Source organism: Phaeodactylibacter xiamenensis (assembly GCF_965229835.1).
In the GTDB taxonomy this organism is placed as follows: Bacteria; Bacteroidota; Bacteroidia; order Chitinophagales; family Saprospiraceae; genus Phaeodactylibacter; species Phaeodactylibacter xiamenensis.
This window is the reverse complement of the sequence record NZ_OZ245931.1, coordinates 4,534,317-4,546,883: the sequence shown is the minus strand read 5'-3', so window position 1 is coordinate 4,546,883 and position 12,567 is coordinate 4,534,317. Positions and strand designations below refer to the sequence as shown.

Below are 12,567 nucleotides of genomic sequence, written 5' to 3'. Positions count from 1 at the left end.
TCATTTCAGTTTTATCGGATCAGGTGGACTTCGCCCTCGACGATGCGCCGAAAGCCATTAGGGTAGCGCACAATGCCGTAGTAGGCGTAAGTGCCGGTGTTCATGGGCTCGACCAGCCGGTTGCCGTCCCAGCCATAGCTTTGGTCATTGAGGGGCACTTCTTCTTCTTCAAAAAGCAGCCCGCCCCAGCGGTCGTACACCTGAAAGCGCTCCACGATTTCACCGGAGCCCCCGTCGCTGTACAAAATAAGCCGGTCGTTGATGCCGTCGCCATTGGGTGAGAATGCGGTTGGCCCGTAGACCTCGCCGAGCACCACTGTGAGCGGCAGAGCAGCTGATGCCAGGCAGCCTCGGCCATCTTCCACGATCACCCGGATATCCAAATTTCGGGTGGCAATGAAATCTGTAGTGGGCTGGCCGGTATCAATTTCTTCGGGCACCCATTGGAGGCGCTGCACATCGCCGATGGTATTGGCAGTCAGGGAAATGGGCGTTGTCGGCCGTACTTCAATCGGTTCGTAGTCCAGGCTGACGCCCAAAGTATCAGGCCGGGATATGGTTATGGGGAATTCCTGTACACAGTCAAACAGGTCACGGATGACCAGCAGATAGTCTCCGTAGCTCAGGTCTTTGAAGCGTTGGGAAAGGGTGTAGTTCTCGCCTCCGTCAATGGAGAAAATTGCCTGCCGCTCGGTACTGTGCAACTCGATTTCCACCTCGCCCAGCTCCCCGGGGCAGACGGGCTGTTCGATGAAAAGCTGCACTTCCGGACCATCGGGCTCGGGGATGTCCACCTGCCAGTCCAGTGCACAGCCAAGAGAATCGGTTACGGTAACAGCGTAGATGCCCCCGGTTGCCGTTGCCAGCTCATTGCCACTGCCACCGGGCCATTCAAAGCTCAGCTCCGGCGGGTAAAAGTAGGCAAAGGCCGTATCGCAGGTCTCTTCGATAATCAGCTCAGGCTCCGGCAGGGGGTTGGCGGTAACAAAAAGCGGCACTGTGGTACTGCATCCATTCAGGTCCGTTGCCGTGAGGCCATACTCCCCGATATCCGTCACTTCAAAATCTGTCACAAAGGAGAAAGATACCGGCACCTGATAAGGGTTGACCCACTGCAGGCTCTGGAACAGGCTGTCATTCTGCGTAAGCAGGAAGACCGTATCGCCCAGGCAGGCGGCAGAAGCACTCACCTCAGGTGTGGGCGGCAGGAGAATCTGCAGGTTCATGGTGTCGAGGTCTTCGCAGCCGTCTTCGTTGAAGGCATGTAGGATGTAGGCGCCCTCATTATCCGGATTCAAAGCTGCCGTTTGGTAAACAGAATCGGTGGTGGAGGTCCCGTCCGGGAGCGTCCAGAAGTGCCCCTGCCCACCGGTACCGGCAAGGGAGAAGTCAGTACCGTTGCAAAGGCTTTCATCGGGGCCGGCATCTGCAAATTCAGGGTCGGTCACCAGAAAGGAGTCGCGGACCGTGCAACAGTCGTCCACCGCAGTGAAGTAGTACCAGCCCTGATTCCCTTCGAACGGATGATTGGTGATGAGCCCATTGCCCACCACATTACCGGCAGCATCTGTCCACTCCATAGTGGCATCATCCGCGAAGCAGCCTTCCGGCACACCGGCGAAGAAGTAGATGGCATTGGCGTTACAATCGGGTATGCCCACAGGGTTGAAGCTGCAATCGCTCACCGGCTCCGGGCAGTGGATGTAGGTGGAAAATTCGGTAGAGGCATTATTAGGGTCGCTGTACACGCTGTACTGTACCTGTAGCCCGATGGCGCAAAAAGGCGCTGTCCCGCTAATCCGGCCCACGCCGCTCAGCGTCTGCAGATTACCAGGCAGGGCAAAGGCAGGCTGCCCCAGTGCCTGCAGCCACATCTCCATGGTGTTGACATCAGAGACTTCTGAAACGATAAGGCTATCGTTGTCGATCAGAGCGAAGCCGTTAAGGCAGCCCACGCAGTTGCCAAAAGCGAGGGAGCCCAGTGATTTGAGGGAACTATCCGGCATAATCGCCTGCACCTCCACCCGGTCCACCTGCTGCCCGCCGAAGGCATTCACATCCACGATGTAGGATTGCTGCTGCTGGGTTTCCACGAAGTAAGTGGTATAGCGTAACGTATCGCGGTTTTGGGCCGTCATCGTGTTATTGCCGTCCTGCGGGTCCACGTAGGGTTGACCGCAGTCACTCAGCATGATAGGCTGTGCCGGTAAAATAACGGGGACACAGAGTAGCAGCGCTACAGCGCAATAGCATTTCAGCAGGTAGAAGTCGTAGTCCTTCATCAATTTAACCTTCTGGCATCGTTTCAACCCATAGCAGTTTGCTACTGCATTGGGACAGGCAGTCTTTAAATTCAGGGTGCTCCCCGGTGCGGGGCGAGGGTGTGGAGACTATGACGCTGGCAGGGCTTATACCCTGCCGGGCTGTAAAGGTATCACTTTTCCATAAGATGCCAAGGGAATCCGGCGCTAGTTTTTTGATAAAGAGCGCTGGACATATTACACCTGTTCTTAGTTTGTTAGCCTTTCCTGCTGCTTTGCAGGGGTTTCTACCCATTGTTTATCTTTGCAAAAAAACCTCATGCCCGAAGCCACCACTCTTGCCTACGCCCGCGAAATGGATGCCCGCGACCCAATGCGCCACTTCCGCGACCGCTTTTTCATTCCACAGCACAACGGACAGGATAGCCTCTACCTCTGTGGCAACTCCCTGGGGCTACAGCCCAAAACAGCAGAAGCCGCACTGAAGCACGAACTCGAGCATTGGAAAACCCATGGCGTGGAAGGGCACTTCCGGGGTGATTTGCCCTGGATGGATTACCACAAGTTCCTGACGGAGCAAAGCGCGCATGTGGTAGGTGCCATGCCGGAAGAGGTCGTGGTGATGAACACCCTGACCACCAACCTGCACCTCATGATGGTAAGCTTTTACCGGCCGGACGCCACCCGTTTCAAAATCATTATGGAGGCCGGGGCTTTCCCCTCTGATCAGTACGCGGTGGAAAGCCAGGTGAAATGGCACGGCTTTAGCCCGGAGGAAGCGATTGTGGAAGTGCAGCCCCGCACCGGGGAAGACACCCTGCGCACCGAAGATATTATCGCCACAATTGAGGAGCATGGAGCACAAACCGCGCTGGTCCTCTTTGGTGGCGTCAATTACTTTACCGGGCAGCTCTTTGATATGCAAGCTATTACCGAAGCGGCGCACCGGGCAGGGGCTTATGCCGGTTTCGATCTGGCACATGCTGCGGGCAACGCCCACCTGAAACTCCATGACTGGGGCGCTGACTTCGCGGTATGGTGCAGTTACAAATACCTCAACTCCGGCCCCGGCGGACCAAGCGGTGCCTTCGTGCACGAGCGCCATGGAAACAACCCTGATCTGCCCCGCTTTGCCGGCTGGTGGGGCCACGATGAGAACGAGCGGTTTCTGATGCGCAAAGGTTTTCATCCCATGCCGGGCGCAGCGGGCTGGCAGCTGAGCAATGCACAGATTTTCAGTTTTGCCGTGCACAAGGCCAGCCTGGACATTTTCTACGAAGCGACCATGCCTGCCTTGCGACAAAAGAGCGAACAGCTTACCGGCTACCTGGAGAAGCTATTGCAGGGTTTACCTGCCGGGCGCTTTCGTATCATCACCCCTACCAATCCGGAAGCGCGGGGCTGTCAGCTTTCCATTTACACAGAAAAGGAGGGCCAAAAGCTATTTGACACACTGTCAGAGCAGGGCGTCATTGCCGACTGGCGGGAAGACAACCTTAGCGGTAAGCAGCTGCCTCCGGGTGAAGCGGGGGTTATCCGGGTAGCGCCTACACCACTTTACAACACCTTTGAGGAGGTTTATCGCTTTGTTGAGCTGCTGGGAGTGGCTTAGGCGCTTTTAATAGGTTAATATTTTCTCTACGGTTGTTTGCGGCTTGATCTCAACCTCTATCGTTTCGTCCTGCCCGCTATGCGCGCCGAGGGTCCGGATCCTGACTTCATACAGCCCGGGGGTCAAATCATAGGTGCGGGGGTTACTGCCGGGGCTGGTATAGGTACGGCTGCCTGCTATATTTTGCCGGAGTGCTTTATCCACTACATTTACCGTTGCGTCGATCAGTTCTCCGCTTTGGGTTTGCACCCCGATGACCAGCGTGCCTGCCTCGAAGTTATGCACCATTTCCCGGGCGGCACCGCCGTCAAGCGTGATATTCCTTATCGTATCCAGTTTCCCTGCCCCATTGACCTTCAGCCCTTCAAAAGTGATGTGGTACGTGCCCGGGTCTACTTCCATGACTTTAGTGCCGCCGTAAGTACGGGCGTTGGCAACCGGTTGGCTGAAGTCTGCAGGATAAACCCTGGCAATCCCATCGGTGAGTTCGCCATTGACTGTTGTCGTCACACTTATTTTGGCGGCGTCAAAGCTGACCGTCCGGTGCAGTTGCTCCTCGGCTGAAAGCGTAATCTCAAAGCTCGTGCCTCTGATATCCGTATTTTCCAGTGGGCGGACATCCACTTTAAATCGCCCGGCAGGGACGGCTAGCAGAGCGGTATCCCGGTAGGTACGCCCCCCGGCGACTGCTTCTTCACCATCCGATGGGTATACTTTAATCCAGGCATCAACAGGTTGCCCGTTTTTGGTGGCAAAAATGGAGAGGTTTTCGGAGGGGTTGTCGACAGTGGTCCGGGTAGCCTCCTGAAGGGCCGCAGCAAGCTTATCCACATCAGAAGCATCGAAGTACTGCCCGCCTCCGGCATCAGCAGCGCACCGCAGGGCGGCCGTTTCTTCTTTGATGCCAAACCCGACAATATGCAGTTTGAAATCAATACCCGCCAGCCGGGCCTCTGCTATAGTCTGGCACAAATCGCCGTCACAGGATTCAATGCCATCGGTAATGAGGATGAGTGTGGCTGTTTTCTGCTGCTCCCTGAGCTGATCGAGGGCCATGCGTGCAGAACGGGCCAGAGGTGTCTTCCCGGTGGGGTTCAAACTGCGGACGGACTTGATCACTTCCTCCTTAGAGGTATTATCGAGGCCGAGCAGCCACTCTACATCATCGCAGTTGTCCTTTTCGCGATGCCCGTAGGCCATAAGGGCGACCGGCTGGTCTGCTGAAAAATTCGCTACAGTAGAGGAAAGGGCTTCAGCGGCAAGTACTTTCTTGGTCTCATCGCCAAGTTTTTGCCACATAGAGCCACTGGCATCGTAAATGAGCAGCATAGGGGCGGGTGCTTCCTGAGCAAATGCGGTCAGGGCAACAAACAGGATAGTGAAGATTGGAAGAAGGGTTTTCATGGGGCTGGGTTTTGGGAAAATCAGTGTATGGTGCCTCTAAAATACAACTTTTCGGCTACTGTCTGATGAATGCTTTTGATAGGGTTCGCAGAATCAGGCCTACTAAAAAATTCCTCCTCATTTTAAACCCCGGGCAGGTTCCTGCGTCAAAGGAGCGTGCTTAAGACCGTTTGTCCTCCATGTAGCGTAACTTTCCTGCGGTGGCAACCGTCTTTTCTACGAACCTGAAAACCCTTTTAGCTATGATGATAACCGAGAATTGTGCAACCGGTACATTAGAGCCCTTTGTGCCCAATGCCGATAAGCCCTGGAATAAAGCCCGGGTACAGCACCTCTTCCGGCGAATGGGCCATGGCATTGCACCCGAAGATATTGAGGGAGCGCTGCAGCAAGACCCTGAGACGCTGGTCGACAACCTGATCAATGAAGCCCTCAACCTCCCCCTTCCCGATGAGCCCGAATGGGCCAACTGGTCTACCGCCGATTACGATGACTTTAACACCCAGCGCTTTGAGCAGGTCATCGGCTGGCTGACCGAATGGCTCAACGGCATGCTGCAGTTTGGCTTCCGGGAAAAGCTGGCGCTGTTTTGGCACAACCACTTTGTGACAAGCTTCAACAGCTATCAGTGCCCTTCTTACATGTACCAATATACCACCCTGCTGCGGCAGCATGCCCTGGGCAACTTCAAGGACTTTACGGTGGAAATGGGCAAAACGCCTGCGATGCTCCTCTACCTCAACGGCGTGCAAAACACCCGTTTTGAGTCTAATGAAAACTATGCACGGGAGCTGTTCGAGCTCTTTACCCTGGGGCTGGACAATGGGTATACGCAGACCGATATTGCCGAAGCTTCCCGCGCACTCACCGGATGGAACGGGCTGAATGGCCCACCCTATTGCACACCGATCAACTTTGTGCCTTTCCTGTTTGACAATACGGACAAAACGGTCTTTGGACAAACGGGCAACTGGGGTTATGACGAGCTTCACGACATCCTGTTTGAGCAACGCCCTGATGAAATCGCCCAGCACATTTGCACCAAAATCTACCGCACCTTTGTGCACCCTGAGGTGGACGAGGGCATAGTGGCAGGGCTGGCGCAGACCTTCAAAGATCATAACTTCGAGCTCGCGCCGGTATTCCGGCAACTGTTCAAAAGCGAACACTTCTTTGATGAGTACGTGATCGGCACGATCATCAAAAGCCCGGTGGAGCTCTTTCTCAATATCATCAGAGAAAGCCGGGTGCCCATTGATGGTGAAGTACTGCAGATCATAGGCTATCTCGCCAATGACCTGGGGCAGCAGATCCTCTCTCCGGTGGATGTAAAAGGCTGGCCGGGCAACCGCGACTGGATCGACACCAATACCATGACCGAACGGTGGCTGTCCCTGGACTTTATCGTCGGGCGGTACTACTTTGACTACAAGCCGGAGCTGGTGCAGCTGGCTAAGGATTTAAGCGGCAATTCCATTGACCCGTATGAGGTCACGGCCTCCATCATTGATCATTTCATCAGTGGCGGGCTGAGCAATCCGGAAGCTTACGACCGGGCCACTACGGTTTTCAAGTGGGAAGTCCCGCAGAACTACTTTGATGCCGGTGAATGGAACCTGGACTGGGATACCGCCGATGAGCAGATTGCCATTTTGCTGCGGCACCTTTTCCGTTTGCCTGAATTCCAACTCGCTTAATCCATTCCGAACCACCAAAACAACAACACCATGTGTGACCACCATAAAACGACAGACAAGGGCCGCCACGGCAGTGCCCTCGAACACGGCGAAGCCCACGAGCGCGATCACCGGGCATGGAGCCGCCGTACCTTCCTGCGCAACCTGGGCATTTTCAGCGGCGGGGCAATGATGCTCAGCCAAACGCCTGTTACCGCGATGGCCAATTCTCCGCTGGCCTGGGGCCTGACCAACTCTACCGGCGACCGTATCCTGGTACTCATCCGCTTCAAGGGGGGCAATGATGGCCTGAATACCATCATCCCGCTTTTCGACTACGGCACCTATCAGATGGCCCGGCCGAATATCCATATCCCTCAAGCAGAGCTGACTACCCTGGACCCTGACTTCGGCATGCCCAACTTCATGAGCAACCTGCAGCCGATGTGGCAGGACGGGCAGATGAAAGTCGTAAACAGCGTAGGTTACCCCGGCCAAAACCTTTCTCATTTCCGTTCAACCGATATCTGGACCACGGCCAGCGATAGCGATGTAGTGGACACAAGCGGATGGCTGGGGCGTTTCCTGGAAGGACAATACCCCGATTTTGTCACCAATCCACCGGATATCCCCCCTGCGGTACAAATTGGCGGCAGCGGCACCTTCCTCTTCGACAACACCGATGGCAACAACATGAGCGTACAGGTGGAAGACCCCGACACCCTCCTCGAAATTGCTCAGGACGGAGAACTCTACGACCCGGTCAATGTACCGGAATGCTACTTTGGGGAGCAGATCAGCTACCTGCGTACCGTAGCCAATAACACCTTCCGCTACGCCGAGATCATCTCCGAAACCTATAACAGCTCTACCAATGATGCAGACTACGAAGGGCAGTTAGGTAATCAGCTGGCGCTCGTGGCCCGGCTGATCAAGGGCGGTCTGGGCACCAAGCTTTATATGGTTACCCTCGATGGTTTCGACACACACGCCAATCAGCCCAACCAACACGCCAATCTCCTCAACAACCTGGCGAGTAGTGTAAATGCCTTCTACGATGACCTGGCTACCGCAGACCGTGCCAAAGACGTCCTGGCGATGACCTTCTCAGAGTTTGGCCGCCGCATTGAGCAAAATGCCTCCAATGGAACCGACCACGGTGCGGCAGCGCCCCTGCTGCTCTTCGGCCCCGGCCTAAACGGCAATGGCTTCCTTGGTGACCACCCCGATATGCAGGATGTGGACAACGCCGGCAACCTGAAGTATGGCACCGATTTCCGGCAGATCTATGCTTCTGTCCTGGAAAACTGGCTGTGCGTAGACCCCGGCATCGTTGATCAGGTGATGGGCGGGTACTTTGACCGTTTGCCCGGCCTTGGGCTCACCTGCTCACCTGTACCGGTCTTTGAAGCCCCCGTTTACCAACTCAGACACTGGGCTTCCTACGATGGGCGAAGCCAGGTGGGCATCCACTACGTATTGCCAAAAGGCGCCAATGTGACCGTACATATCTTCAACATGCTGGGACAGCCGGTGACCACCCTTTTCCGGGGCTATCAGCCTAAAGGGCAGCATCAGCATACATTTCAGAGTGCTGGGGCAAAGATTGCGGCAGGCTACTACGTGTACAGTATTGAGGTGCAGGGGCAGGCGTACAGCCGGAAGATTGTGATGACTCAGTAAGGGGGTAGTCACAGGATTACGGATTGCGGGGGGGTGCGGGCTTATTTTCACGCAAAGGTCGCGAAGAGGGTTCACGCGAAGACCGCGGAGGTAGATTGAGCGCACAGATTAGACGGATTACGCGGATTTGCACGGATTGCGAGCAGGGGCATAAGAGCGGGGCATGTCTGTGTGGCGGCATTGGATTGCAAAGATCAGTGGCATCAGTGTACTTTTGTCCTGTGTGGCATGAGGGAACACTGATTGGACGGATTACGCGGATTTGCACGGATTGCGAGCGGGAGCATAAGAGCGGGGCATGTCTGTGTGGCGGCATTGGATTGCAAAGATCAGTGCCATCAGTGTACTTTTGTCCTGTGTGGCGTGAGGGAGCACAGATTGGACGGATTACGCGGATTTGCACGGATTGCGAGCGGGAGCATAAGAGCGGGGCATGTCTGTGTGGCGGCATTGGATTGCAAAGATCAGTGCCATCAGTGTACTTTTGTCCTGTGTGGCGTGAGGGAGCACAGATTGCACGGATTACGCGGATTTGCACGGATTGCGAGCAGGGGCATAAGAGCGGAGCATGTCTGTGTGGCGGCATTGGATTGCAAAGATCAGTGCCATCAGTGTACTTTTGTCCTGTGTGGCGTGAGGGAGCACAGATTGGACGGATTACGCGGATTTGCACGGATTGCGAGCGGGAGCATAAGAGCGGGGCATGTCTGTGTGGCGGCATTGGATTGCAAAGATCAGTGCCATCAGTGTACTTTTGTCCTGTGTGGCGTGAGGGAGCACAGATTGGACGGATTACGCGGATTTGCACGGATTGCGAGCAGGGGCATAAGAGCGGGGCAGGCTAGTGCTGCGGCACTGGATTGCCAGGATCGGTGTCATCAATGTGAGATTCCCCCTTTCCCAAAATTGCTACCTGGTTTCGTATTTTTACAACTTGTATGCCATTTAAAAAGCCAACGCACATCAAGCACATTTGATTTCCCCCCCAACGCTGAAGCCAAAACAATAAAACCAAAAGAGCTTGATTTTAGCCACTTCGCGATTAACAAAAATAAATCCTGATTAACTAAATTTGCATGAAACATTTCTGTACAATAACAGAAATTGGAAAGTTGTTAGACAGGACATCTGTGAACAAAACGCAGATTTCGCGCAGAACTGGCATTAGCTCATCAAGGCTTAGTGAGTTGAGTCTAAAAAAATCTACTCGACTAACAGCAGAAGAACTCTACCTCATAGCGTTGGCAATTGACATTGATCCAGGGGAAATGTTCAAAGAGATTTTTAAAGACCTTAAACTAGAAAACGACTAATTCGGCATGGGTAAAAAACCATTCAAAGTATCAGCCAGAACTGCCCGTCTCATCGGCAGGGAAAACGTTTCCAATGCAGATGGAGCACTGATTGAATTGGTGAAAAACTGTTATGATGCCGATTCACCCGCTTGCATCTTGTACTTCGATATTGTTCACGATTCCATACCCGAAGCACTAGATGCTGAAACCTATGCTAAATATGCCGAGGCCACTACCCAAAAGGATGAGGAAGGCAACGAATCCTCATTCTTTGAGTTGGCGTACCTATATAATGATGAAGAGAACGAGTTTCTCTTGAACGAAGAGGCTTCTTCAGATGTAATTTCGGAGTTAGAGGTTTTCCTAAAGAGCAAAAACAGCTTATTTATCATCGATAGCGGTGAGGGAATGACCGAAGAAGTTATTGACAACCACTGGATGACCATTGGTACCAACAACAAACTCACAGACGTATTCACTAAGTCAGGGCGTGTAAAAGCCGGAGCAAAAGGTATTGGTCGCTTTGCGCTTGATCGACTTGGCAGCTATTGCCACATGATTACGCTCCCCAAAGGCGAAACCACTGGTTTTGACTGGAGGGTTGATTGGGAAGATTTTGAAAAAGAAGGAGCGGTGATTGGAGAAATTGCAGCCGATTTTGAACCAATAAGGCGGCTGGATTATCAAAGCAAAGTTGTAAATCTTACCAGAAGCCCTCGTGTGTTAAAGGCCATTGAGAAGAGTAAGGCCGATTTCAAACAAGGCACAACACTACATATTCGTGAATTGCGGGACTGGTGGACTGAAAGGGACCTAAACAATCTTTTCGATAATCTGCAAAACTTATCCCCACCAGGCGGTAAGCATAAGTTTCACATCGAAATGCTTAGCAAAACCCACCCAAAATCATACGGGAAGGTAGATAATGATGAATATGCAGATTATGACTATAAAGTTTTCGCAAAGGTCAACAGTGATAAAACGATCAACATTGAAGTTTACCGCAACGAATTTCAGGTAAACAAGATCGACAAAGACCTTTTCAAGCGTAGGGCCATGAAAAGTGATCCTTACGACTTTTCGACCTTCAAAAAAGGCCATTATGGCATTTCAACTTCGGTAAACGAATTGCTACCCTGGTTAGAAAATAGCACCTACTCTGACGAAGCCGATCGATTGAAAGAATTTGATTTTACCTTTTACTTTATCAAGCAATCAGCTAAACCAAAAGACAAGGAACGCTTTGCCTACCGGAACTTTAACAGGAACGAACGTTCAGATTGGTTCCGAAAATTTGGGGGCATCAAGGTATTTCGCGACAACTTCCGCGTAAGACCATATGGGGAAACGAACAACACAGCCTTTGATTGGCTTCTGTTAGGAGACCGGCAATCCCGAAGTCCAGCGGGTATTACAAAAAAAGGAGCCGGATGGCGCGTTGCACCCAATCAGGTGGCAGGTGTAGTCAATATCTCCAGATTGGCCAATCTTAGTTTTGAAGACAAATCAAGCCGGGAAGGTTTCCAGGAAAACGACACCTTTTTTATTTTTAAGCAATTACTCATTGAGATCATTCACCAATTTGAATTAGATCGCCATGAGGTGATGCGTGAGATGGATGCACTCAATCGCGAAAAGGAAAAGGAAGAAGAAGCGAAACGGAAAGCTGAGGAGTTAATAGAAAAGGATAACGAGGAAGAGGAAACTAAAGATGACGAAGAACCTACTTCAGATTCTTCGGAAGAAAACGATGATGGACCCGAAGAAGAAGATGAGGAAGATCTAAAAGGCGAAAGGGATACCTTCAAGACAGCGTTCAGTGCAGTCAAAACCGAACTGGAAGACGCACAGGAACAGGTGCGCCTTTTGAGCGCATTGGCCACAACGGGCCTTATAATGACCAGTTTTGCTCATGAGTTCCCTTCCTTCAAAAACAGGTTGGTTCGCAACGCCAACAACCTGGAAAGAGCATTAGACAAAGAACTTGACAGGGATGAATTGGAAGAGCGGTTACCCGCCAAAAACAATCCGTTCAATCATATAGCAAAACTGAAAAAGGCACATGTTGGAATTGCTCATTGGCTTGATCTGGCTCTCGCGGCCGTTCGCAAAGATAAACGCTCCGCCAAACCCATAAACATCAAAACATACCTGGATGAGTTTAAAGATGTGGTGTGGAAGGAAGTACTGAAATCACGAAAAACCAACTTGACAATTACTTCCCAAACAGAAGAAGAATTGCAACTTAAAGGATTCATCGTTCATGTAGACAGTATTTTCCATAATTTATTGATCAATTCCTTCGATGCGTTTGATCGCAAAGGTTTTGCTGGCAAACGTGAGATAAAAATCGAAGTGGACGTAGTTCACGAAGAGGACGATGGGCAGCACTACATAGACATTGATTATTCCGATTCTGGCCCGGGCCTATCCAAAAACATCAAGAACTCCTATAAAATTCTTGAAAGAGGATACACCACCAAAGTAGACAATAATGATGAAGCGGTGGGCACTGGCTTGGGCATGTGGTTGCTTAATGAAGCAGTGGCCTACTACGGAGGTTTGATTGATATTCCCACACCGGAAAAAGGATTTCAAATCAGAATACGCATACCACACTCAAAAATATAAACCTC

The 12,567-nt window shown here is 52.2% G+C and carries 7 protein-coding genes; 5 read left to right on the top strand and 2 right to left on the bottom strand.

Annotated features, from left to right (window positions below; genetic code table 11):
• Positions 1-11 precede the first annotated feature (11 nt).
• On the bottom strand, positions 12-2,282 hold the full coding sequence (locus ACO08I_RS17375) for a gliding motility-associated C-terminal domain-containing protein (RefSeq protein ID WP_421946604.1): 2,271 nt from the start codon (positions 2,280-2,282) through the stop codon (positions 12-14).
• 298 nt (positions 2,283-2,580) lie between these two features.
• On the opposite strand from ACO08I_RS17375, the gene kynU reads away from it, so the two are divergent.
• Positions 2,581-3,873, top strand: coding sequence for a kynureninase (kynU, locus tag ACO08I_RS17370; RefSeq protein WP_421946603.1), 1,293 nt, complete (start codon positions 2,581-2,583; stop codon positions 3,871-3,873).
• A gap of 6 nt (positions 3,874-3,879) precedes the next feature.
• Here the strand turns inward: kynU and ACO08I_RS17365 are convergent, their stop codons facing one another.
• Positions 3,880-5,277, bottom strand: a complete 1,398-nt coding sequence (locus tag ACO08I_RS17365) for a vWA domain-containing protein (protein ID WP_421946602.1) — start codon at positions 5,275-5,277, stop codon at positions 3,880-3,882.
• Between the two features lie 242 nt (positions 5,278-5,519).
• On the opposite strand from ACO08I_RS17365, the gene ACO08I_RS17360 reads away from it, so the two are divergent.
• The 4 genes from ACO08I_RS17360 (at position 5,520) to ACO08I_RS17345 (ending at position 12,562) form a co-directional block, all read left to right on the top strand.
• The gene (locus ACO08I_RS17360; RefSeq protein WP_421946601.1) at positions 5,520-6,974 is read left to right on the top strand and encodes a DUF1800 domain-containing protein; all 1,455 of its coding nucleotides are present in this window, start codon (positions 5,520-5,522) and stop codon (positions 6,972-6,974) included.
• 30 nt (positions 6,975-7,004) lie between these two features.
• Positions 7,005-8,636 (top strand): DUF1501 domain-containing protein, encoded by a 1,632-nt coding sequence (locus tag ACO08I_RS17355; RefSeq protein ID WP_421946600.1) that lies wholly within the window; start codon positions 7,005-7,007, stop codon positions 8,634-8,636.
• A gap of 1,076 nt (positions 8,637-9,712) precedes the next feature.
• Positions 9,713-9,949, top strand: a complete 237-nt coding sequence (locus ACO08I_RS17350; protein WP_421946599.1) for a helix-turn-helix domain-containing protein — start codon at positions 9,713-9,715, stop codon at positions 9,947-9,949.
• A 6-nt stretch (positions 9,950-9,955) separates the two neighbouring features.
• The gene (locus ACO08I_RS17345) at positions 9,956-12,562 is read left to right on the top strand and encodes an ATP-binding protein (RefSeq protein ID WP_421946598.1); all 2,607 of its coding nucleotides are present in this window, start codon (positions 9,956-9,958) and stop codon (positions 12,560-12,562) included.
• Positions 12,563-12,567: the final 5 nt, after the last annotated feature.

Coding starts and splice junctions, on each gene's coding strand:
- ACO08I_RS17375 (WP_421946604.1), bottom strand. CDS start 2,282: ATGAAGGACTACGACTTCTACCTGCTGAAATGCTATTGCGCTGTAGCG.
- ACO08I_RS17365 (WP_421946602.1), bottom strand. CDS start 5,277: ATGAAAACCCTTCTTCCAATCTTCACTATCCTGTTTGTTGCCCTGACC.
- ACO08I_RS17345 (WP_421946598.1), top strand. CDS start 9,956: ATGGGTAAAAAACCATTCAAAGTATCAGCCAGAACTGCCCGTCTCATC.
- ACO08I_RS17360 (WP_421946601.1), top strand. CDS start 5,520: ATGATGATAACCGAGAATTGTGCAACCGGTACATTAGAGCCCTTTGTG.
- kynU (WP_421946603.1), top strand. CDS start 2,581: ATGCCCGAAGCCACCACTCTTGCCTACGCCCGCGAAATGGATGCCCGC.
- ACO08I_RS17355 (WP_421946600.1), top strand. CDS start 7,005: ATGTGTGACCACCATAAAACGACAGACAAGGGCCGCCACGGCAGTGCC.
- ACO08I_RS17350 (WP_421946599.1), top strand. CDS start 9,713: ATGAAACATTTCTGTACAATAACAGAAATTGGAAAGTTGTTAGACAGG.